General features: G+C 67.8%; 22 protein-coding genes. 11 read left to right on the top strand and 11 right to left on the bottom strand.

Annotated features, from left to right (window positions below; genetic code table 11):
- Nucleotide 1: 1 nt before the first annotated feature.
- On the top strand, nt 2-1042 hold the full coding sequence (locus ACQHIV_RS24850) for a Wadjet anti-phage system protein JetD domain-containing protein (RefSeq protein ID WP_427896544.1): 1041 nt from the start codon (nt 2-4) through the stop codon (nt 1040-1042).
- A 441-nt stretch (nt 1043-1483) separates the two neighbouring features.
- Nucleotides 1484-1933, top strand: a complete 450-nt coding sequence (locus ACQHIV_RS24845; protein ID WP_427885585.1) for a DUF305 domain-containing protein — start codon at nt 1484-1486, stop codon at nt 1931-1933.
- Nucleotides 1934-2066: 133 nt separating this feature from the next.
- Here ACQHIV_RS24845 and ACQHIV_RS24840 read toward each other — a convergent pair whose 3' ends face one another.
- The 4 genes from ACQHIV_RS24840 to ACQHIV_RS24825 form a co-directional block, all read right to left on the bottom strand.
- Entirely contained in the window at nt 2067-3218 is a 1152-nt protein-coding gene (locus ACQHIV_RS24840) for an MFS transporter (RefSeq protein WP_427885584.1), read from the bottom strand.
- A gap of 415 nt (nt 3219-3633) precedes the next feature.
- Nucleotides 3634-3912: a hypothetical protein gene (locus ACQHIV_RS24835; protein ID WP_427885582.1), complete on the bottom strand. Its 279-nt coding sequence runs from the start codon at nt 3910-3912 to the stop codon at nt 3634-3636.
- 83 nt (nt 3913-3995) lie between these two features.
- Complete coding sequence (locus ACQHIV_RS24830) at nt 3996-4763, bottom strand: ABC transporter permease (RefSeq protein WP_427885581.1); 768 nt, start codon at nt 4761-4763, stop codon at nt 3996-3998.
- Entirely contained in the window at nt 4763-5473 is a 711-nt protein-coding gene (locus ACQHIV_RS24825) for an ABC transporter ATP-binding protein (protein WP_427885580.1), read from the bottom strand. Before ACQHIV_RS24825 ends, ACQHIV_RS24830 begins: the two co-directional genes overlap by 1 nt.
- A 132-nt stretch (nt 5474-5605) precedes the next feature.
- Between ACQHIV_RS24825 and ACQHIV_RS24820 the strand changes: the two genes are divergently transcribed.
- Nucleotides 5606-6673, top strand: a complete 1068-nt coding sequence (locus ACQHIV_RS24820) for a sensor histidine kinase (protein WP_427885579.1) — start codon at nt 5606-5608, stop codon at nt 6671-6673.
- Nucleotides 6670-7323, top strand: coding sequence for a response regulator (locus tag ACQHIV_RS24815; RefSeq protein ID WP_427885577.1), 654 nt, complete (start codon nt 6670-6672; stop codon nt 7321-7323). Before ACQHIV_RS24820 ends, ACQHIV_RS24815 begins: the two co-directional genes overlap by 4 nt.
- On the opposite strand, the gene ACQHIV_RS24810 is transcribed toward ACQHIV_RS24815, so the two are convergent.
- Both ACQHIV_RS24810 and ACQHIV_RS24805 read right to left on the bottom strand, forming a co-directional pair.
- Nucleotides 7320-8297: an ABC transporter ATP-binding protein gene (locus ACQHIV_RS24810; RefSeq protein ID WP_427885576.1), complete on the bottom strand. Its 978-nt coding sequence runs from the start codon at nt 8295-8297 to the stop codon at nt 7320-7322. The genes ACQHIV_RS24815 and ACQHIV_RS24810 overlap by 4 nt on opposite strands.
- Nucleotides 8284-9273 carry an ABC transporter ATP-binding protein gene (locus ACQHIV_RS24805; RefSeq protein ID WP_427885575.1) on the bottom strand — a complete coding sequence of 330 codons (990 nt, stop codon included), beginning with the start codon at nt 9271-9273 and terminating at the stop codon, nt 8284-8286. The genes ACQHIV_RS24810 and ACQHIV_RS24805 overlap by 14 nt, the downstream gene beginning before the upstream one ends.
- Before the next feature lie 139 nt (nt 9274-9412).
- Here ACQHIV_RS24805 and ACQHIV_RS24800 point away from each other — a divergent pair, with 139 nt between their 5' ends.
- From ACQHIV_RS24800 to ACQHIV_RS24770, 7 genes are read left to right on the top strand one after another with little or no spacing between them, the layout of a single operon-like run.
- A complete protein-coding gene (locus ACQHIV_RS24800) occupies nt 9413-10621 on the top strand; it encodes a dipeptidase (protein WP_427885574.1) in 1209 nt (402 codons plus the stop codon).
- Complete coding sequence (locus tag ACQHIV_RS24795; protein ID WP_427885572.1) at nt 10618-12243, top strand: ABC transporter substrate-binding protein; 1626 nt, start codon at nt 10618-10620, stop codon at nt 12241-12243. The genes ACQHIV_RS24800 and ACQHIV_RS24795 overlap by 4 nt, the downstream gene beginning before the upstream one ends.
- A 6-nt stretch (nt 12244-12249) precedes the next feature.
- The gene (locus ACQHIV_RS24790; RefSeq protein WP_427885570.1) at nt 12250-13221 is read left to right on the top strand and encodes an ABC transporter permease; all 972 of its coding nucleotides are present in this window, start codon (nt 12250-12252) and stop codon (nt 13219-13221) included.
- Nucleotides 13218-14090 carry an ABC transporter permease gene (locus ACQHIV_RS24785; RefSeq protein WP_427885568.1) on the top strand — a complete coding sequence of 291 codons (873 nt, stop codon included), beginning with the start codon at nt 13218-13220 and terminating at the stop codon, nt 14088-14090. The genes ACQHIV_RS24790 and ACQHIV_RS24785 overlap by 4 nt, the downstream gene beginning before the upstream one ends.
- A complete protein-coding gene (locus tag ACQHIV_RS24780) occupies nt 14087-15262 on the top strand; it encodes a M24 family metallopeptidase (RefSeq protein ID WP_427885566.1) in 1176 nt (391 codons plus the stop codon). The genes ACQHIV_RS24785 and ACQHIV_RS24780 overlap by 4 nt, the downstream gene beginning before the upstream one ends.
- A 15-nt stretch (nt 15263-15277) precedes the next feature.
- A complete protein-coding gene (locus ACQHIV_RS24775; protein WP_427885564.1) occupies nt 15278-16117 on the top strand; it encodes an alpha/beta fold hydrolase in 840 nt (279 codons plus the stop codon).
- The gene (locus ACQHIV_RS24770) at nt 16114-17130 is read left to right on the top strand and encodes an Lrp/AsnC family transcriptional regulator (protein WP_427885562.1); all 1017 of its coding nucleotides are present in this window, start codon (nt 16114-16116) and stop codon (nt 17128-17130) included. Before ACQHIV_RS24775 ends, ACQHIV_RS24770 begins: the two co-directional genes overlap by 4 nt.
- 21 nt (nt 17131-17151) lie before the next feature.
- Here the strand turns inward: ACQHIV_RS24770 and ACQHIV_RS24765 are convergent, their stop codons facing one another.
- The 5 genes from ACQHIV_RS24765 to ACQHIV_RS24745 form a co-directional block, all read right to left on the bottom strand.
- Complete coding sequence (locus tag ACQHIV_RS24765; protein ID WP_427885560.1) at nt 17152-17562, bottom strand: hypothetical protein; 411 nt, start codon at nt 17560-17562, stop codon at nt 17152-17154.
- Nucleotides 17562-18017: a DUF2231 domain-containing protein gene (locus ACQHIV_RS24760; RefSeq protein WP_427885559.1), complete on the bottom strand. Its 456-nt coding sequence runs from the start codon at nt 18015-18017 to the stop codon at nt 17562-17564. Before ACQHIV_RS24760 ends, ACQHIV_RS24765 begins: the two co-directional genes overlap by 1 nt.
- 161 nt (nt 18018-18178) lie before the next feature.
- Complete coding sequence (locus ACQHIV_RS24755; RefSeq protein ID WP_427885556.1) at nt 18179-19237, bottom strand: LacI family DNA-binding transcriptional regulator; 1059 nt, start codon at nt 19235-19237, stop codon at nt 18179-18181.
- Complete coding sequence (locus tag ACQHIV_RS24750; RefSeq protein ID WP_427885554.1) at nt 19237-20193, bottom strand: dihydrodipicolinate synthase family protein; 957 nt, start codon at nt 20191-20193, stop codon at nt 19237-19239. The genes ACQHIV_RS24755 and ACQHIV_RS24750 overlap by 1 nt, the downstream gene beginning before the upstream one ends.
- 95 nt (nt 20194-20288) lie before the next feature.
- On the bottom strand, nt 20289-21401 hold the full coding sequence (locus tag ACQHIV_RS24745; RefSeq protein WP_427885552.1) for a hypothetical protein: 1113 nt from the start codon (nt 21399-21401) through the stop codon (nt 20289-20291).
- Between the last annotated feature and the right edge of the window lie 29 nt (nt 21402-21430).

Genomic DNA, 21430 nt, shown 5'->3' with positions numbered 1-21430 from the left:
GATGAGTGCGCTGGCGCGGCACCTTGCCGAACAGGTTGCCGCGGCGCCGGCCCAGCAGATCGCGATCGACGTGTTATACACCGCCGCGGTGGCTTTCGACCGCAGCCTCGCGACAGCGCCGATGGCACGGTCCGACCTCGGGAGCGCGCTCGACGAGCTGGTGGCTGAGGGTCTGGTGACGCTTCCGAAATCGCCGACGCACTACGACCGGCGGGATTCGCCGCCGTTGCCTGCCTGGGTACGGCGGCCTCCGCGTCCGTCCCGCCCGCGTGAGCAGCCGCGTGTGCGGGTGTGGCCGCCGGCGCTGGAGACCGCCGGGTTGATCGCGACGCGTGATGGCCAGCTCGCCGTACTTGAGATCGTGGCGGCGTTCTTGCGAGACGGCGGCGAACGGCGGCCCAGCGTGCCGGTGCGGGAACGATCACTGGAACTGTTCGGCGACGAGAAGCGGCTCGACAGCCTCGTCTCGACTCGCTTGTTCACGTCGGGCGCGTTGTCGCTGGCCCTGCTGCGGTGCCAAGCGGTACCGATTCCGTTTGTGTCGCAGTGGGTGCCGGGTCCGGCCGATCCGCGCGGCACGGCGTTGCTGATCGCGGAGAACCACCACACGTACGTGTCACTGCTCAGAGTCACTCGTGAGGGTGGCGGGCCGGGCAGACACATCGGTTACGGGACCGGAAATCAGTTTCCCTCAGCTGTCTTGTCCGTTCCGCTCCTTGAGCCAGCTCCGGAGCGCATCGTGTACTTCGGTGACATTGATCTGCAAGGATTGCAGATTCCGGCCGCCGCACAGATCAGTGCGCAGCGTGCCGGGCTCCCCGCGGTCGTCCCGGCCTTGCCGTTGTACGAGCTACTCTTCGCAGCGCCGTACCGCCGGCCGTCGACGCGGATCCCGGCGAGCCTCGCCGTCGAGGTCGCCGGATGGCTAGGCCCCCTCGCCGACCGCGCCTGCGAGGTGCTGACCAGCGGCCACCGCATCCCACAGGAAGCCGTCGGGTACGAGCTACTGACATCTCGTCGGCACATACTCGACGCCATCTGAACGAGCCGATCATGAGCTGTCGGCCTGCGGTCTGTCTCTCGAGACTTTACTGAAGCCCTCGAGCGAGACCAGCGTTCGAGTAGAGGGCCGGCTGGCGGCTGCGATCACCGGGTACGTCGCGCGGCTGGTTCCCGAACAGGCCGAAAGTACTCGCCGGATCTCACCATCGACCCGGTCGTCCTACAGTTCGGGCTGCCAGGAAAGCTCGGCGGCGACCGGCAACGCCTGGGGTATCGGGAGTTCTGAACCACCGATACTGTGACTCGGCGACTGGCACAGTTATGAGGGATGGACATGGCGCACCTGAGTCGAACTGCGGCTGTCTTCGGGGCTGTGAGTTTGGCCGTGGGGCTGGTTGGGTGTGAAGGCACCGTTGCCCGCAGGGCGGTTCACGCCGGTCGGTCTCCTGCTGTGTCGGCGGGCGTCCACAATGACGTCGACGTGACGTTTGCCACCCAGATGGTCCTGCATCATCAGCTCGCCGTGCGGATGGTCAGTACGGCGGACTTCCAGGCGACGAATCCTGCCGTGAAGACGATCGCCGCCCAGGTGAAGGCTGCGAACGAACGAGAACTCAAGCAGTTGACGGCGTGGCTCGTCGGCTGGGGCGTGGCCGTGCCGAGCCCGAGCCATGGTGAAGACCATGCCGACGAGATTCCCGGCATGATGACCGAGGACGACTGGTCCAAGCTCGGCAACGCCGAGGGTGCCAAGTTCGACCGGCTGTGGATCCAGCTGATGATCAAGCATCACCAGGGCGCGATCGCGATGGCCAAGATCGAGCGGTCGACCGGCAAAGATGCCCGGGTGAAGGCATTCGCAACGAGCCAGACCACTCAGTCCGCAGAGATGACGGCAATGCAGAGCCTCCTCAAGCGTCTCCCTGGATGAGCAGATCCGATCGACATGCGCGCTGTTGCCGTCGACCCGAGCGCGACGTACTCCACGGCGTCTGTCGGCCAACGACTTGCCAGTGCGATGCCCCGTTCGCTGCTGAGCAGAAGGGGGCCGACAGCAACAACTTCTACAACAGGCAGGCGCTGAGCCGGCCACTTGGTAGTCGGCGGTTGCTGACGAGGACGGCACTGGCGGCGGCGGTTATCAGGCCTCCGGCGAGGAAGGCGTGGCGGACGCCGGCGAGGGGGAGGAGCAGGCCGCCGAGGGCGGCGCCGGCGGCGATGCCGGCGTTGTAGGCGCCGGAGTTCGCGGCGAGTGCGATGTCCGTACGGCCTGGGGCACAGTACAGCATCTCGTTCTGGGTGGCCATGAAGACCGGGCCGAGAGCCGCGCCCATCAACATCAGGAACAGGACGGCTGCGGCCGGACTGGAGCCTGCCGCGTACAGGCCGAGCATTCCGAGCGCCTGAGTCGCCACGGCGGTGGTCAGCGCGGCGCGTGGGAAGCGGTCGAGGACGGCCCCGGTGAGGGTCACCCCGGCCATGCATGCGAGTCCGACGAAGACGAGCAGGGTATTGACAGTACTTGGGCTGAATCCGCTGACAGCGCTGAGGAACCTCACGATGTAGGCGAAGCCCGCGAACGCACCGGTGGCTGACAAGGTGCCCGCGACGAGGACGATTCTGAAGCGTCGGCGGTCGGGGGTGGTTCCGTACGCCGCAGGCTGTTGGTCCGGGCGCGATGTCGGCAGGAGTACGGCGATGATGAGCAACGAGACGAGGCCCAGCACGGCGAGCGTTCCGATGGGCAGCCGCCAGTTGGTGTGGCGTCCCAACCAGGTCCCACCCGGTACGCCGAGTACCAGTGCCATCGAGCCGGCGACGGACAACGCCCCGATGACCCGTCCGCGAACCTCCGGCGCGAAGAGCCCGACCGCGACCGGACCCATCACGGCCCAGAACAATGCCTGGGCGAGCGCGGTCACCAGCCGGGCCGCCAGCAAGAGCCAGTACGACGTTGCGACGGCTGCCGCAACACTCGACAGGATGAGTGCGGCGAGAACACCGGTAAGTAGGTGGCGCCGGGGCACGGACAGACCAAGGCGGGCGAGTGGCACCGAGACGACGGCCACTGTCGCGCCGTACCCGGTGACCAGGAGGCCGACGACTGACAGCGATACCTGGAGGCTTCCGGACATGAGTTCGAGAAGGCCGACCGGCAGGTTCTCCGCTGTGTTGAAGGTGAAGGCCGCCAGCATCAGAGCCACTACGACCGCCACTCGGCGGGTCGTACGCGCGGCCTTATACATCCGCGACCAGTGAGCGGAGACCGTGGACGGCCCGGAGCCGGAGCTGCTGGACGGCACCCGGCGTACGACCCATCGACGTCGTCATGTGCTTCCTGTCCCCGTTCACAGTCCGTACAGAGTAGTACGTCGGCGGGAGAGCTCCGCGAGGAAGAGAGGTATGCCGACCAGCAGTGGAGCGAGCGCGATCAGGGCGGGGACCACCGCTTCGACGATGGCGCGCGGAGGCGCTCTAGGCGGACGAGGGTCTGTCCGCCGGACGCGGCCAGGGTGCCGTTCGGGGTGTTGCGACCGAGCGGTATCGTCGGCCAGCAGCTCGACGAGTTCCGAGGTTGTCTCGCGAAGCCGCTGGCCGGTCGGCAGGGAGACCGCGCCGGGCAGGCTCCCCTCAGGAGGTGCTGCTGGCGAAGATCCAGTCGCCGTCGATCCGGATCTCGACGTCGCGCAGGTACGGGCGGATCGCCGCGAGGTCGGGGGTGACGCCGAGGCCGGGCTGGTCAGGAGCGCGGAGTTGGCCGTTGCCGTCGAGGGTCAGGGGACTTGGCGCGATCGCTCGGGCCAGCGGGCTCGGGGCGGTCGGGTATTCGCACCAGGGGTGGCCGGTCAGGCCGGCGTACGGCTGGAGGGAGGCCGAGAGGGCCAGGTGTGACGTGAAGGTGTGGTTCACGTACGTGATGCCGCGACCGGCAAGATCTTCGCGGTCGACGGATCGGTCGACTGATGGATCCGTGGAGCTGGCCTCTGTATCGCTCAGGCGTCGCGGCGCAGAGTGAAGGCGAAGGCCAGGACGAGGGGGACGAGTGCGTACGCCGTACAGATCAGCAGACCTTGGGCGGGCGTCGGCGCGTTGACGGCCGTGGGTTGAGTGGTGATGAGGGCGTTGCCGGCTGACCAGAGGTTCCATTTGGTGGGCCAGGTGGTCCAGCTGGAGAGGTTGGCCGCGACGACGGGGAGGATGAAGACGAGGGCGAAGAGGGTACTGATCGCGCCGGCGGTGTGGCGGATCAGGGCGCCGAGGCCGAGGCCGAGCAAGGTGAGCGTGAGGAGGTAGAAGCCGGCGCCGAGAACGGCTCGGAGTGCTCCTGGCGAGTTGAGGGAGACGCCGAGGTGGGCGCTGTGGAGGCCGGCCTGTGCCACGAAGAAGCAGGTCAGTGCCAGGACGCCGCCGACGAGGATCGCGATCGCGGTGGTGACCGCGGCTTTGGCGGCGAGGACGACCGGTCGGCGGGGGACGACGGTGAACGTCGTACGGATCTGGCCTGTGCTGTATTCGGAGCTGATCGCGAGCACCCCGAGGACTCCGAAGGCGAGCTGCGCGAAGGCGAGACCGTCGAAGCTGAGGTTGACCGGGTCGAAGGAGAGTTTGTCGGCGGCGGAGAGCTTCGCGTAGTCGGCTGCCCGGCCGGTCGACGACACGTAGGCGCCCGCGATGGAGACCGCGGCTGCGGCGAGCAGGCTCAACGGGGTGGATCGGACCGAGCGGAGTTTGGTCCATTCGGAGGCGAGGACGTTGATCATCAGTGGCTCCGGAATTCTGCGTCGGCGAGGTCGAGGTAGGCGTCTTCGAGGGAGCGGCCGTCGCGGGTGAGGTCGGCGAGCGGGCTGTCGGCGATCAGCCGGCCGCGGCCGATGACGACGAGCTGGTCGGCGACGAGCGCCATCTCGCCCATCAGGTGGCTGGACACGAACACGGTCCGGCCCTCGTCGGCCAGTCCGCGCAGCAGGCCGCGGATCCAGCGGATGCCTTCCGGGTCGAGCCCGTTCATGGGTTCGTCGAGGAGCAGTACGGCGGGATCGCCGAGGAGCGCGGCCGCGATGCCGAGGCGCTGTCGCATGCCGAGCGAGAACCCGCCGACCCGCCGCCGGGCGACATCGGTGAGGCCGGTTCGATCGAGTACTTCGGCGATACGGCTGCGCGGGATGCGGCCGCCCTGGGCGACGCAGAGCAGGTGGTGGTACGCCGAGCGGCCGCCGTGTACGCCGTTGGCGTCGAGCAGGGCGCCGACCTCGCGCGACGGGTCGCGGGTCTCGGCGTACGTCGAGCCGTTGATGAGCGCCGTACCGGAGTCGGCCCGATCGAGACCCAGCAGCAGCCTGAACGTTGTGGACTTGCCGGCGCCGTTGGGGCCGAGGAAGGCGGTTACGCGGCCTGGCCGCACGGTCACCGTGAGGTCGTCGACCGCCTGCACGGATCGGTAGCGTTTCTTGAGGTTGGTCAGTTCGATCATGGCTTCAGCGTCCGGCCCGTCGGGCGGTCCGGGCATCTGGCCCTGGGCAGATCCTTCGCCTGCTACTTCCGTCTGGAGATATCTGTCTGGAGGATGATGACCGCTCGGTCGTGGCGACTTACCGTCATTGCCATGGGTGTTCAGCTGACTCGGCTTCAGCTTCTCGTCGCGGAGTCGGCCGGCGCCGGTCTGTACGGCTTCCTGGCCTGGGCGCTGCTCACCCACAAAGACCCGACAGCCGTGTCCTTGGCAGGAACCGTCGCGGTCGCTGCGGGGCTCGCACTGGTGCGGTTGCGGCCGGTCTGGTCGGTGATCTGCTGTCTGGTGGCGTTGCTGTTGTCGCCGGTGGCGCCGTCGCTCGGATTCGTGGCCATGCCGGTGGCCTGCCTGGCGGTCTTCAGATTGGCGGACTGGCGGCGATCATTGCTCGCGGCGGCGGCCGTCGAGATCGGTGTTCTCGCGACGGCGCTGCCCGACTTCCGGCATCGCGGTGCGCTGGTGCCGTTCGGGCTCGTCGTGGCGGCATCCTGGATCGTGGGGAGCTTCGCGGCGCAGTACCGGCGGCAGTCGGAGGAGCTCGTGGTGCAGCAGGAGCGGATGCGGATCGCACGCGAGCTGCACGACATCGTTGCCCACAGCATGGGGGTGATCACGGTGCAGGCGAGCTACGGCCACGCGGTGATCGACACTCAGCCGGACGTAGCACGTGAGTCGCTGGCGACGATCGAGCAGACGGGACGGCGAACGCTGGCCGAGCTTCGGAGTCTCCTCGGAGTACTTCGTTCCGACGAGCAGGCCGCGCTTGCCCCGGCGCCTGGTCTCGCGCAGCTCGAGGAACTGGTCGCGCAGACCGGGAAGGCGGGCGTGCGCGTCGACCTGAACGTCAGCGGTATCCCTGATGAGCTTCCGGCCGGCGTCCAGCTCTCGGCGTACCGGATTGTGCAGGAGGCGTTGACCAATGTGGTGAAGCACGCCTCGGTCCCGTTCGCCTCGGCGACGATCATCTGCCGCGCGGGCGAGCTGGCGGTCGAGGTGGTCGACCACGGCGCCGGTTGCGCCGACCTACCACGCACAGGCCACGGTCTGGCCGGGTTGCGGGAAAGGGTCGCGCTGTACGGCGGGACACTGCAGGCGGGACCGCTGCCGGACAAGGGATTCCGGGTGCTCGCCCGCCTCCCGCTGGCGTCGGAGTCGCGGTGACCATTCGGGTACTGATCGCCGAGGACCAACCGTTGGTGCGTGCGGGCCTGAAGGGGATCGTCGAGACAGCGCCGGACCTGACCGTGGTCGGTGAGGCCGGCAACGGATCGGCTGCGATCGAACAAGTGGTGCTGACGAAACCCGACGTGGTCCTGATGGACATCCGGATGCCGGGCATGGATGGCCTGCAGGCTACCGAGGTGATCACGCGAGCTTCGTCCGCTCGGGTGCTGATCCTGACGACCTTCGACTTGGATGAATACGTATACACCGCTTTGCGAAGTGGCGCGAGCGGGTTCCTGCTGAAGGACACCCCGCTGCCTGAGTTGCTGGCCGGGATCCGGGTGATCGCGGCCGGTGAGGCGCTGCTCGGACCGTCGATCACCCGGCGACTGATCGACGAGTTCGCGCAGCGTGCCGAGCCCACACCGCGGACCGGCGTACGCCTGGCCGCCATCACCGACCGCGAACGTGAGGTCCTGCTGCAGGTCTCGGAGGGCTCGTCCAACGCGGAAATCGCCGCGGCCTTGCACATCGAGATCGGCACCGTCAAAACCCACATCGCCCACCTGCTCACCAAGCTCGACGCCCGCGACCGCGTGCAGCTGGTGATCCTCGCCTTCCGTTCGGGCCTCGCGCGGACGTCCTAGGTCCGCTCGGCGAAGTGGCAGGCGGTCAGGCGGTCCGAGAGCAGGCGTAGCGCTGGGGTATCGGTGCGGCAGCGGTCCTCGGCCAGCCAGCAACGGGGGTTGAACCGGCAGCCGGGCGGCGGATCGAGGGGTGATGGGGGCTCGCCGGAGAGCTTACGTCGGCGGGTCAGGGTCCCGCGGGCGGTGCGGTCGGGCGACGGTACGGCGGAGAGCAGCGCCTGGGTGTACGGGTTGGTGGGGGAGTCGTAGATCGCGGCGGTTGGGCCGAGCTCGGCGATCCGGCCGAGGTACATCACGGCGACCCGGTCGGCCAGGTGCCGTACCACCGAGAGGTCGTGGGCGATGAAGACGATCGCGACGTCGAGGCGTTTGCGCAGGTCTGCCAACAGATTGATGACCTGTGCCTGGACCGAGACGTCGAGTGCGGACACCGGCTCGTCCGCGATCAGGACCGACGGGTCGAGGGCGAGCGCGCGAGCGATACCGATCCGCTGCCGTTGGCCGCCGGAGAACTGGTGCGGGTAGCGGGCCATCAGATCGGGAGCGAGCCCCACGACGTCCAGCAGCGAGGCGACCTTGTCGCGGCGGGACGCACGGGTGCCGGTCCCGTTGGCGGCCAGCGGTTCGGCCACGATGTCGACCACCGTCATCCGCGGATCGAGCGACGCGTAGGGGTCCTGGAAGATCATCTGTACGCCGTCCCGCAGCAGCTTGCGTTCGCGCCGGCCGCCGGCTGTGACGTCCTGTCCGCGGTACGACAGCTTGCCGCCGTCAGGGCGCTCGAGCCCGACGAGCATCCGGGCCAGCGTCGACTTCCCGCAGCCCGATTCGCCGACGATTCCGAGGACTTCGCCGCGCTGCAGAGTCAGGCTGACGTCGTCGACCGCGGACACCTGACCGCGGTGCAACGCCGAACCGACCGTATAGGTGCGGACCAGGTTGTCCGCCTGCAGGACGATCTCAGACTTGCTCACCGAGCAGCACCTCCGACTGGTGACAGGCGACGCTCCGGCCGCCGACGGACTCGAGTTCCGGGCGCACCGTCGAGCACTGGCCGACGGCGCGGTGGCAGCGCGGGTGGAACGCACACCCGGACGGCACCCGGGCCGGGTTCGGTGGTGAGCCCGGAATGGTGAACAGATCACCGCCGTACTGCTCCAGCCGGGGTACCGATCGCAGCAGCGCCTCGGTGTACGGATGCGCCGGATGCGCGAGCACGGTGTCGGCGTCGCCGGTCTCGACCACGCGGCCGGCGTACATGACGGCGAGGTGATCCGCGACCTCGCTGACCACGGCGAGGTCGTGCGTGATCAGCAGGACGCCCATGTCCAGTTGGGAGCGCAGGTCGGCGAGCAGGTCCAGGATCTGCGCCTGGACGGTGACGTCGAGCGCTGTCGTCGGCTCGTCCGCGATCAGCAGGTCGGGTTCGAGTGCGATCGCCATCGCGATCAGGATGCGCTGCCGCATACCCCCGGAGAACTGGTGTGGGTAGTCGGCGAGTCGCCGGTCCGGTGCCGGGATCCCGACCAGGCCGAGTAGTTCGGCGGCGCGCTGTCGCGCGGCCTGTTTCGACGCTCCTTGGTGAACGCGGAAGAGCTCGCCGACCTGGTCGCCGATCGTCAGCACGGGGTTGAGCGCCGAGAGTGCGTCCTGCAGCACCAGACTCATCCTCCGCCCGCGCAGCTCCTGAGGGTCGACCGTCAGCAGGTCCGTGCCGGCCACGCTGATCTCGTCGGCGACGACGGTCGCCGCGTCGCCGCTGAGGCCCATCACGGCCCGCGCCGTGACCGACTTCCCCGAACCGGACTCGCCGAGCAGGGCGACCAGACTGCCGCGCGGCACGTCGAGGTCGACCTGCCGTACGGCGTCCACCTGCGCGCCGCCGATCCGGAACGAGACGGACAGGCCGCGCACGCACAGAGCGTCGGGACGTGGGTTCACAGAGTCCATCCTCACACCACCGTGTTGCCGGGAAGTTTCACAGAAGTTGCCGAGGTGCCGAATTTTCATGCAAGCGTTGACATGTACGCCGAATAGTGATGAAACTCTGAGGCATTCCACCGGAGACGTCAAGACAAGGAGGCCCAGCGTGCTGGAGCCCGCTTCCCGCTACACCGGCTACACCGCCTACGACTACCTAGAGGCGGGCAAGGACTACCGCGAGTTCAACTACGCCCGGCAGCTCGGCCGGGTGCCGGCGTACCAGGGCCTCGACCTTTCCACCGAGCAGGGAGAGCGCGCCCGCCGGCTGCTCGCCGAGGAAACGGTCATCTCGCTGCACGAACACGTGCAGGTGTTCCCCGATGACATGTCCGACCTGCGCGAGCACATCCGGAACGGCCGCGAACCAACCGGCTACGAAGGGTTGTCGCGTTCGGGCCTGACCGCCGTGTTCGACAACGGCATGGACGGTACCTGCTGCATCAGCTCCGACGCGGGCTGGAAGTACCAGGACGTGCTGTTCGACCTCGGCGTACGGATGGCCGACCTCGCGCACCAGGACTTCGTGATCAAGGCCGAGTCGATCAAGGACATCGAGTACGCCGCCGAGACCGGGCGGATCGCGCACATCTTCGCACTCGAGGCCGCGACGCCGATCGAGAACGAGATCGACCGGCTGGACGTGCTGTACGGGTTCGGCGTACGGCAGATGGGCATCGCGTACTCCGAGGCGAACCTGCTCGGCGGGGGCCTGAAGGAACGTGGCGACGGTGGCCTGACGTACCTCGGCGACCGCGCTGTCGAGCGGATGAACAAGCTCGGCATCGCGATCGACATCTCGCACTCGGGCGACCGCACCGGGCTGGACGTGATCAAGAAGTCCACGCTGCCGGTGTTCATCACGCACGCCGGCTCCCGGACCGTCTGGCCGACGAACCGGATGAAGGACGACGAGACGATCAAGGCCTGCGCGGAGCGCGGCGGCGTGATCGGCATCGAGGCGGCTCCGCACACGACGTTGTCGCCGGAGCATCCGCTGCACTCGTTGGAGTCGGTGATGGATCACTTCACCTTCTGCGTCGACCTGGTGGGCATCGATCACGTCAGCTTCGGGCCGGACACGCTGTTCGGCGACCACGTCGGCCTGCACGACGCGTTCGCGTCGAACCTGTCGCTCGGACAGGCGCACGGCGGGGTCGAGTTCGAGAAGGTCGCGTACGTCGACGGCCTGGAGAACCCGGCCGAAGGGTTCTTCAACATCATCGGCTGGCTGGTGCAGCACGACTACAGCGACGACGAAATCCGGAAGGTTGTCGGGGGCAACACGCTACGAGTTCTGAAGGAGGTCTGGGTATGACACCTCGGTTGCGGGTGGTCACAGTACTCGGAGTACTCGCGGCAACTGCCGTACTGGCCGCGTGTGCCCCGAAGGCTCCCGGCACCGAAGGCGCGGCCGGCCAGGAGGTCGCCGATCCCACGCTGACGATCGCGACCACCACCGACGTGGTGAACTTCAACCCGCTGGTCGGCAACAGCCGCAGCGACTACTGGATCACCAACCTGATGTACCCGCATCTGCTGTCGATCGGCCCGGACGGTCAGAAGGCGCCGGAGCTGGCGGAGAAGTGGGGGTACGTCGACGACACGACCGGCTTCTTCGAGCTCAAGCCCGGAATGACGTGGTCCGACGGGAAGCCGTTGACCGCGAAGGACGTGGCGTACACGTTGAACGCGGTGAAGAAGGACGCGCCCGCCGGAACGCTGTACGGCCAGCTGACGAACTTCGCCTCAGCGAAGGCGGTGTCCGACACCCGGGTCGAGATCAAGCTGTCCAAGCCGGACGCGTCGCTGATCCCGGAGATCGGGTTCTGGGGGAACGTCGTACCGCAGCACGTCTTCGAGCCGGCCGGTTCGGTCGCCAAGTTCGCCAACGACGGCAAGAACGGCGGCTGGGTGAGCGCGGGACCGTACGTGCTGAAGACCGTCCAGCGCGGACAGAGCTACACGATGGAGCGGGTCGACAACTATCCGCTGGTCGCGGGCGGCAAGCCGAAGGCGGCCAAGGTGATCTACCGCGTCTACCCGGACGTGAACGCCGAGATCCTGAGCCTCAAGAACGGCGATGTGGACGCGATCGCGAACACGCTGCCACCGGCGCAGGTGAAGAACCTGAAGAGTACGGCGGGGATCACGGTCGAGGAAGTGGCCGGCCTCGGGTACGCCCACCTGACCTACAACATGACCAAGCCGGCGCTGGCGAAGAAGGAAGTCCGGCAGGCGCTCGCGCAGACGGTCGACTACAACGCGATCCGGAAGGTCGTGCTGCAGGACCAGGCCGTGTCGACCGGGTCGAGCCCGATCATGCCGGTACTGAAGACGTTCTACGACGATTCGCTGACGGAATACGTCTACAACCCAGACGCGGCGCGGAAGCTGCTGGAACAGGCCGGATACGCCGCGGACGGCAGCGGGAAGTTCCCGCTCACGTTCCGGCTGATCTACTCACTGCAGGACCCGGTCACCACCCAATGGGCGAACCTTGTCAAGGACGGTGCCGCGAAAGCAGGCGTGACGATCCAGCTGCAGGGCCTGGAGCGCAACACCTACCTGGCCAAGACGAACGCGGGCGACTTCGACATCTACGCCGGCAACTTCGCGATCATGGACGACCCGGCCACGAACATGGCGCTGACCTACCTGCCGAAGGGCGCGATCAACTACTCGTACGTCGACGACCCGCAGCTGAACGCGCTGATCGATAAGGCCCGGGTCACGTTCGACCAGAAGGAACAGGTGCCGATCCTGCAGCAGGCGGCGAAGCTGGTTCACGACAACGTGTACGACAACGTCATGTACACCCAGAACCTCTACGTCGCACACCGCAGCGAGTGGAGCGGTTTCGCGGTCAAGCCGAGCGAGCTGCTGTCCATCGTCAACCCGATCTCGCTCGCGTCGGCCACCAAGTCCGGGTCGAAGTAGGTCCGGATGTCTCTGTTCTCGTTCGTGCTCCGCAGGGTGGGCCGCGGTGTGCTCACCCTGTGGTTCGCGGTGACGGTCACGTTCCTGATGCTCCGGCTGCTCCCGGGCGACCCCGCGCTGGCGATCGCGAGCACGAACATGACGCCCGAGATCCGCGCGCGACTGCTCAGCCAGTACGGGCTCGACCAGTCGCTGCCGGTGCAGTACGTGAAGTACCTTGGCCGGCTGCTGGAAGGCAACCTCGGGATCTCCTTCAGCCAGAACATCAGCGTGACGGACTCGCTGCTGGAGATGCTGCCCTGGACCGTACTGCTGGTCGGGGTTTCGTTGCTGCTGACAATCATGCTCGGCATTCCGCTGGGCGTCGTGGCCGCATCGCGGGCCGGCGGCGCCGTGGACCGCATCGTGCAGGTCGTCGCGGTGACCGGCCAGTCCTTGTTCGTCCCCAGTGTCGGCATCCTGTTGCTCTACGTCTTCGGCCTGCGGCTCGGCTGGTTCCCGATCGGTGGCGCCTACACCGACGGAACGTACGGCGGTGGGTGGTACTTGTCGGTGCTCACCCACCTGGCCCTGCCCGCGGTATCGCTGGTGCTCGTACAGCTCGGAGCATATGTGCTGACCGTGCGCTCCACGTTGATCGAAGCACTCGGTGAGGACTACGTGGTCCTCGCCCGCGCGAACGGGCTGCCGTACCGGCGGGTGCTGTGGAAGCACGCGCTCCGCAACGCATTGTTGCCGACCACAACGTTGATCGGCCTGCAGATCTGCCTCTATCTGGTCGGTGGGGTGATCCTGATCGAGACCGTCTACGCCTACCCCGGAATCGGGCGCGGTATCTACGACGCGGTCGTCCGCCTGGACTTCCCGCTGCTCCAGGGGGCGTTCCTGCTGCTGGCTGCCGTGGTCGTGGTGGTCAACATGATCACCGACATCGTGTACGGCGTCCTCGACCCACGCGTGAAAGCAGGCAGCTCATGACAGCAACCGCTGAGGTGGCGACTGTGGAACCTGCACCGCGGGCGGGCCGGCAGACCTGGCGGCGGTTCCGTCGCGAGCCACTCGGCCTGGCGGCGCTGGTCGTCCTTGTACTGCTCGTCCTGACGGCAGTCGCCGCGCCCCTGCTGGCCGGTCGTCCGTCCGGGTACGGTGACGCGGTGCTCGCACCACCCTCCGGCGCGCACTGGTTCGGCACCGACAGCCTCGGGCTCGACGTGCTCGCGGAGGTCGTCTGGGGCGCTCGGCAAAGCCTGCTGGTCGCCGCCTCGGCCTCGCTGATCGCGATCGTCTTCGGCACGTTGCTCGCCGTACTCGGCGCCTACTTCCGCACCCTCGACACCGTGATCAGCGTGGTCGTCGACCTGACCCTGTCGCTGCCGGTGCTGCCCCTGATGATCCTCGTCGCGGCGCTCGCCGGGCCGAGCACGCTCACGATCATCCTGGTGATCGCGGCGTTCTCGTGGCCGGAGGTGACCCGCGTCGTCCGCTCTCAGGCACTGGCGATCGTGCGGCTGCCGTACGTCGACGCGGCCCGTTTGATGACCAGCTCGCCGTTCTGGATCATCCGCCGGCACCTCATCCCGGCCGTGGTGCCGCTGATCCTCGTGTCGGTGGTACTGACCTCCTCTCGTGCGGTCCTGTCGGCCGCGGGTCTCGCCTTCCTCGGCCTCGGCGATCCGAACACGTGGTCGTGGGGCCGGATCCTGTACGAGGCACAGCAGGCCGGGGCGATGTCGACCGCGTGGTGGTTGCCGTTGTTCCCGTCGCTCGCGATCTTCCTGCTGGTCCTCGCCTCGACGTTGCTGTCGACGGCGTACAACGACGCCCGCAACCCACGGAGGAACGGATGACGTTCTCGCAGCGGCTCGACCGCTCCTTCTACCTCACCCTCCAAGACCGGATCCGAACCCGGATCTCCGAGACCGGCTTCGACGCCGTGCTCACGGACGACCCGGAAGACGTCGCCTACCTGACCGGCTTCTTCCACCACCCGTGCGAGCGGCCGGTCGCGGTGTGGCTCGATGTGGACGGCCGCTGTCTGTTGTTGCTCCCCGAACTCGAGCGGGAGCACGCCGAGTCCCAGAACGCAGCGGCCGACCTGGTCGCCTACCCGGAGTTCCCCGGTACGACACCACCGTTCGAATTCCTCGCGCGGACGGTCGGCCCGAGCCGACGTCGTGCCGGGCATACGACCGCGATGTCATACACACGGCTGAGCGCGGCCGCTTCAGCGTTGGCGGCCGAGCTGCTACCGACGGACCTCGTCGCGGTCGCTCGCTTCGTGAAGGAGCCCGAAGAGATCGCGCTGCATCAGGAGGCTGCGCTGATCACCGACGTGATGCTCACCCGTGGAGTGGAACTGGTCGCCGACGCGGTGCGCAGCGGCGGCCGGCTGCCCAGCGAGGCGGAGCTGGCCGCACACGTGACCCGGGCAGGCACCGGGATCATGTACGCCGAGCACTCGGACGTCGTGGTGGTCTCGCCGCTCGCGGGAGGCCTCGTGTACGCCGGTGCCAACTCGTCGTACCCCCATGGCCTGCCGTCCAGCTATCGCCTGCGGCCGGGCGACACGTTCATGCTCTCGCTCGGCTGCGCGGTCGGAGGTCGCTTCGTCGAGGGCGAGCGGACGTTCGTACTCGGCGAACCCACCGACGAGCAGCGCCGGTACCACGAGACGATCCGGCTGGCCCAGGACGTCGGCGGCCAGGCGATCAAGCCCGGAGCCGAGTGCCGAGAGGCGAACGAGGCGTGCCTTGCCGTCGTCCGCGAGGCAGGGTTGGGACAGTATCTGCGACATCGGCAGGGCCACGGTATCGGCCTGGGCATGCACGAGCCACCGTGGCTGGAGTCGGGGGACTCGACCGTGCTGGAGCCGGGCATGATCGTGTCCAACGAACCGGGCATCTATGTGCCCGGACACGCCGGTTACCGGATCTCGGACTCGATGCTGGTCACGACGGAGGGCTCTCAGGCGCTGACGTCGTACCCACGAAGCCTCGACGACTGTGTCATTCCCCTCTGATCGAAGGAGCACAAGATGATCGAGATCAACGGCAACCGGCTGGCGGTCGAGGTGCTCGGGCCGGAGGATGCGCCGGTGCTGATCGCGCACCACGGCGCGCCCGGCCTCGGGTCGCGGGCCGAACCGCGGGCGAGCTTCGGCCGGCTGGCCGACACCTACCGCGTGATCGTCTTCGATGCGCGCGGCTCGGGACAGAGCGAGGGCAACGGGACGTTCAGCCACGAGCAGTGGGCCGTCGATATCGACGCCCTGCGCGAGTGGGCCGGGGCAGAACAGATCATCATGGCGGGCGGTTCGTACGGCGGATTCATGGCGATGGAGTACGCCACCCGCTATCCCGAGCGGGTCCGCGCCCTCGTCCTGAGGGACACGTCGCCCGACAACTCGAACGAGGAGCTGGCGCTGGCCAACGCGCTCGCGAACGCCCGGGTGGAGATCGACCGGGACAAGCTCGACCGGATCTTCGCCGGTAAGGTCCGCGACGACGCCGATCTGCGGGACTGCTGGCGGGAGATCCTGCCGCTGTACGACTACGTGTACGACCCGGAGGCGGTGGAGCGGAAGGTCGAGGCGACGCCGTACCGGTATGAAGCGCACAACTACGCGTTCTCGGTGAACATGCCGAACTACGATCTGAAGCCGGTGCTGCCGGCGGTGACGGCGCCGACGTTGATCACGGTCGGCCGCACCGACTGGATCACCCCGGTCGCGTGCAGCGAGCTGATCGCTAGTCTGATTCCTGATTCCCGGCTGGTGGTGTTCGAGAAGTCCGGGCATTCGCCGCAGATCGAGGAGGCCGAAGCATGGACCACAACGGTCCGGGAGTTCCTGACGGAGGTTTGTCCCGTTCCATGAGAGCTCTCGACGACCTCGACCGGCAGATCATTCTCGAGCTGCAGGCCGACGGCCGGGCCAGCTGGACCTCGATCGCGGCGACCGTGGGTACGTCGGTACCCACGGTGGCGCGCCGGACGCAGCAGCTGATTGCGGACAATCTGCTGAAGGTCGCCGTACTGCCGAGCCTTGGCAGTACCGGCCCGGTGGAGACGTTCTTCACCCGGATCGGCTGCCGGCCGGGGACCCAGCTGGACGTCGCGGCCGAGCTGGTCTCGCGGCCGGACGTCAGATGGGCGTCGATGATCACGGGGACCTACGACATCGGCATCGAGCTGGTGGTGAACTCCGGGCCGACGCGCTATCCGCGGACCATGCTCGAGTTGCAGCAGATCGACGGCGTCGAGCGGTGGTACAGCGATCTCCTGCTGCACGTCTACAAGGTGTCCCACGACTGGTACAAGCAGATCGTCGACGGCGAGGACGTGCAACCGCCCGAGGTACCGCTGTGTTCGCCCGACCATTTCGACAAGGTCGACTGGGCGATCCTCGAATCTCTCCGCGACGACGGCCGGCTGGGTTTCCAGACGCTCGCGCAGCAGGTGCAGCTGAACGAGAGCACCGTACGGCGGCGGTTCGAGCGGATGATCAACGACGGCTGCGCGGCCGTCTTCACGATCGTCCCCGCGCCGGCACTCGGCCTGGAGGCTGAAACGCTGATGTGGGTGACGGTGGAGCCGGCGAAACTGAGCGACGTAGCCGCCACCCTCACCCGCCACCGCTCGGTCCGCTACCTCGGCGCCACCCTCGACGGCAACTCCCTGCTCTGCGAGGTGATCGCCGAGTCCACCCGCGGCCTCTTCGACTTCACCACCGAAACCCTGGCCCGGATGGACGGCGTGATCGGCTGGAACGCCTCGGTCGAACTCCTCTCCCTCAAACGCGGCTTCGTCGAAACCCCCTGGTGGCGCGACCAACTCGCCGAACATCACCCGGTCGCTCAGACCTTGGGCCACGACCTCACCTCTCAGTGAACGATCATCACGAGCCGGACATCAGCTTTCGCCGCCGCCGAGGGCGGTGAGGAGGACCAGCACGATGGTGGTGACCGCGAACAGGCCGTGGATGTAGACGACGGGCTTGGGCAGGGTGGATTCGACGGTGCCGGATGCCTGGCCGCGGCGCCAGCGCAGGAAGAGCAGGTCGCCCAGGACGGCGATGGCGATCAGGAAGGCGAACGCGACCCAGGTGAGTGCCTCGGCGTCGGCGACGGTGTAGACGATCCACAGGATCAAGCCCGTGCCGGCGAGGCCGAAGTGGCTGAAGATCAAGCCGGGTGCGAATCGGCTGGACGGGCTTGTGCCGCCCCGGGCGGCTTGGACGCCGCCTTGGGAGATCCACAGGTAGAGCATGCTGAATCCGAGTCCTGCGGTGACCACCCAGGTCACCAGGGCGGCGATGGCCATCAGATCTCCTCCTTCGTGATGGCTGGTGCGTCCTCGTACCCCTCGAGCTGCGTGGCCTCGTCGGCGACGCGGACGCCGTACCGGTAGGCGAGCTTGCCGCCGAGGTACCCCGAAACACCGAGCACGGCCAGGCTGATGATCGACAGTGCGATCAATCCCCAGCCGACTCGGGCGTCGTGCCGGAGCGCGTAGTTGACGGCGTACGAGGTTGTCACGGCGAGGTTCAGCGACATGTGCGTCGTCGCGGTACGAAAGGCTCGTGTCCGGGGCGGGGTCGCGATGTAGTCCAGGAATCCGAGCGTTGCGGCGGCCAGAGCGCCGAGTACGCCGAGTGCGATCAGCCAGCGTGATCCGCGGGCGAGGAATGCGCCGTCTGTGACGAAACGGGAGGCCAGGTCGAAGACCAGGCTGGCGGTCCAGCACCCGATCGGGATCGCGACCGCGGCTGGGTGCAATGGGTGACCATACGGGCCGGCCAACCTCGTCGCCGGCCGCTTGGCCTGTCGCATAGGTTCCACGCCACCCCCTGTCGTCCACCTCCTTCTTCATACGTCGGCGGATGCGCAACGGTTCAAACTGAGGTGAATCGTCCGCGCGCGTTGGGGCGCTGCCGCGATCAGTCGTCTGTCAGCGGGCCGGACAATTCCAGTGTTGACTCGAGGACGGTGGAACGGGCCGGTTGGGCAGGAGCGAGGGCGCGCTCGAGGAGATAGCTGCCGGCGGTCCGGCCGAGTTGGTAGCTGGGGTGCTTGGCGACGCTGAGGAACGGCATGAGAGTTGACACCCAGGGAGCCCAGTCGCAGGCGAAGAGCGTGGGACCGCGTGCCGGATCCTGGCCGCGCGCTCTCATCGCCTCCACGGCGCCGATGGCGTGCTGAACAGTCGCCAGCAGGATGGCGTCGACCGGTTCGACGTCGAGGAGGTCATGGGTCGCCCCTCGGGCTGCGGACGGTTCCGGTGGGCTTTGTCGGACCAGGTATGCCGGAGGTGGTCCGAGTCCGGCGTCGACGAAGGCTTGCAGGTACCCGGCGTACTGCTGGGTGGTGGTGGAAGGTGGTGCCGGCGGGCGAGGGACACCCGATGGTCCTGAGACGTTGTCCGCCGCCGGTGGATCCTTGGTGGCGCTCGGCGCGTCGCTCAGTAGGCATGCGATGCGGCGGTGTCCGGCAGCCAGCAGGCTGGCAGTTGCTCGTTGGGCGGTTCCGGCCGGGTCGTCGAGGACCTGGTCCACGGCGGACTGTATGGGGTGCAGCACCGAGACGACCGGGATGGTGAGTGTGGAGAGATCGAGCTGAGTGGTGCTGGGGACGATGACGAGGCCGGCTGCGTGGTCGACCTCGGTCGTGTCGAGGATGGCTCGTTCGCGTCGTGGATCGTTGCCGCTGGTGCTGATGAGGACCCGGTGGCCGCTTGCCTGCGCGGCGTCGGTGACGCCGCGGGCGATGTCGGCGAGCACCGGGTCCGCGAGGTTCGGAATGAGCAGCGTCCAGGTGTCGGATCGCTGCGTACGCAGCGTGCGAGCGACGGTGCTCGGCACGTAGTGCAGTTGTTCTACGACCGCCAGCACCCTGGTGCGGGTTTCCTCCGTTACCCGCACCGGGCGGCCGTTGAGGATCCGGGAGACGATCGAGGCGGACACCTTCGCCTCCGCGGCGACCTCGTAGATCGTGGGCATCAGGCAACTGCTGGTGGCTGGAATCGATCGATGAGGCGTTCTAGCCGGTTGCGAGCTTCGCTGTCGGGTGCGTCGAGAGCCATCCGGTTGGCGCCGGTGGGCAGGTTGCGGAGGTGGAGTGCCAGTTTGAGAAGAGCGATGCTGGGGCCGATCGCTGCGACGGCTTCGTCGGCGCGCTCCTGCGCTTCTTGTTCAGCATTCGAGTCCCTGTCGGCGACCGCGGCGGCGAGTGCCAGGAACGGTTCCGGTACGGCGCTCGAGACGCCGGACACGACCCCGCGGCCGCCGGAGCGGACGACGCCGGCCAGGTCGGCGTCGGATCCCGAGAGCAGCTCGAATCCGGGTGGTACGGCGGCGGCGTACGCAGTGATCGGTGCGGTGCCGCCGATGCTGACCTTTGCGCCGATCAAGCCTGGGAGATCGGCGAGCTCGGCGAGTTGGCGGGGGTCGACCGTGGTGTTGGTGAGGTCGGGGTAGATGTAGGCGTACACACCGGCTCCATTGGCGGCGTCGCACACTCGGGCGTAGTAGTCGATGAGCGATTGGTGGTCGGCCGGCAGGAAGTACGGCGTGACTGCGGCGAGCCGTTGTGCGCCCGCGGAGCAGATCTGCTCGGTGAGGCGTACCGCCTGGCGGCTGCTCGCGGCCCCGGCATGGGCGATCACCTGATGCGCCGGGGCGACATCGAGCGCGACCCGGACCAGGTCGACTCGCTCTCGGTCGTCCAGCGCCGGAAACTCGCCCGTGGTGCCGCCGACGAACAGGGCGTCGACGCCCGAGTCCACGATCCGTCGGTAGAGCTGTGCGTTGCGCTTCAGGTCGACGCTGCCGTCGTCGGCGAACAGCGTCGGAACGGCGGCGATGACGACCGGCCGCCCGCCCCGCGACCAGGTGCCCGAGCCGTCCAGCGGCCCACCAACCGGACGATCCAGCGGCCCGCCTACCGGGCCACCCACGGACGCGCCCGACGGGCTACCCGGCGGTCCGCCCGCTGGATCGTTTGCCTGCCCGCCAGTTGGCCCACCCGCAGGAGCGGCCGCCGCGTCGCCGGTCACGCCTGGCTCCCGGCCGTCAGGTGTTTGCGGAAGTTCGATTCTCGGTGGAACGTGAGGTAGTTGGCGTCGTGGTGGTTGTGGGCGGCTGCGTCGCCGGTGCCGTAGGCGGTGCGCGACAGGTACAGCAGATCGTCGCCGTCGGTCAGCCAGTCGACGTACTGGAATCCGTGGTGCAGATCGTCTGAGTGGTGCAGGAGGGTTGTGTGCCGGGTCCACCGGCGGAGGTCGGTCGACGACACGAGCGACAGCGTGTTGCGGGCTCGTACGCCGATGCCTTCGGACTGCGGCGCCGGCACGTCGTTCACGAGTGACAGGTACCGTCCCGACGGAGCGTCGTACCGGATGGTGAACTTCTTCGAACCGCCGGGGAAGGGGATCACGTCGTGGTCCGGGTCGAAGGCCGAGGTGAGGCCGTCGTTGCCGATGTGCATGATGGCGGCCTTCTCGATGCCGTCCGCGAAGGAGTCGGTCCGGAGCACGTTGACGATCTCGCCGTCGGGTGTCTGTACAGCGTTGCCCTCGAGCCAGCCGCCGAAGTCACCGCCGAGCCACGTGTGGTCGCTCTCCAGCGGGGGCGTCGCTTGCCACTGACTCGCGTCCAGCAGGTTTGCGTCCACCGGTGCGCTCATCATGAATGCCCGGAACATCTCACCCCAGTTGCCGGGCGCCTTCGCGTCCTCCATCGCCCGCCAGATCCTGCCCTGCGCGACCAGGACAGGCCCGGGAGCGGTGTGGTGGCGGCCGGTGCGCAGCAACCCGTTCTCCGGTCCGGCCGGAGTTGTCCAGGTCGTGCCGCCGTCGGTGGAGCGCCTGATCACACAGTGCCCGTACTCCGTCGTGGTTCCGAACAGGTAGAGCGCCCCGTTGTGGGTGAAGAGGCTGGACCACCATTGTCCGGTGAGTTCGGCGACGCGGTGCCAGGAGGCGCCTTGATCGGTGCTCTGGTAGACGAATGTCTGGTCGCGACGGCAGCCGGGTCCGAAGTGATCGTGGCTCGCCACGTAGCGGCCGTCCGGCAGGACGGCGAGCGCGGGCGATCCGACGTACCTGCCGGTGCTTGCCTCGACATGATGGACGATTGCGCCGGGTGCGGCGTCGTCTTCGTACACGTACGGCTCCTTCAAGAGAGTGGGGCGGG

This window comes from Kribbella polygonati, from assembly GCF_050320105.1.
In the GTDB taxonomy this organism is placed as follows: domain Bacteria; phylum Actinomycetota; class Actinomycetes; order Propionibacteriales; family Kribbellaceae; genus Kribbella.
This window is presented reverse-complemented; position numbering and strand designations above follow the sequence as displayed.

Coding starts and splice junctions, on each gene's coding strand:
- ACQHIV_RS24850 (WP_427896544.1), top strand. CDS start 2: ATGAGTGCGCTGGCGCGGCACCTTGCCGAACAGGTTGCCGCGGCGCCG.
- ACQHIV_RS24830 (WP_427885581.1), bottom strand. CDS start 4,763: ATGATCAACGTCCTCGCCTCCGAATGGACCAAACTCCGCTCGGTCCGA.
- ACQHIV_RS24825 (WP_427885580.1), bottom strand. CDS start 5,473: ATGATCGAACTGACCAACCTCAAGAAACGCTACCGATCCGTGCAGGCG.
- ACQHIV_RS24820 (WP_427885579.1), top strand. CDS start 5,606: ATGGGTGTTCAGCTGACTCGGCTTCAGCTTCTCGTCGCGGAGTCGGCC.
- ACQHIV_RS24805 (WP_427885575.1), bottom strand. CDS start 9,273: ATGGACTCTGTGAACCCACGTCCCGACGCTCTGTGCGTGCGCGGCCTG.
- ACQHIV_RS24795 (WP_427885572.1), top strand. CDS start 10,618: ATGACACCTCGGTTGCGGGTGGTCACAGTACTCGGAGTACTCGCGGCA.
- ACQHIV_RS24790 (WP_427885570.1), top strand. CDS start 12,250: ATGTCTCTGTTCTCGTTCGTGCTCCGCAGGGTGGGCCGCGGTGTGCTC.
- ACQHIV_RS24785 (WP_427885568.1), top strand. CDS start 13,218: ATGACAGCAACCGCTGAGGTGGCGACTGTGGAACCTGCACCGCGGGCG.
- ACQHIV_RS24780 (WP_427885566.1), top strand. CDS start 14,087: ATGACGTTCTCGCAGCGGCTCGACCGCTCCTTCTACCTCACCCTCCAA.
- ACQHIV_RS24775 (WP_427885564.1), top strand. CDS start 15,278: ATGATCGAGATCAACGGCAACCGGCTGGCGGTCGAGGTGCTCGGGCCG.
- ACQHIV_RS24770 (WP_427885562.1), top strand. CDS start 16,114: ATGAGAGCTCTCGACGACCTCGACCGGCAGATCATTCTCGAGCTGCAG.
- ACQHIV_RS24765 (WP_427885560.1), bottom strand. CDS start 17,562: ATGGCCATCGCCGCCCTGGTGACCTGGGTGGTCACCGCAGGACTCGGA.
- ACQHIV_RS24755 (WP_427885556.1), bottom strand. CDS start 19,237: ATGCCCACGATCTACGAGGTCGCCGCGGAGGCGAAGGTGTCCGCCTCG.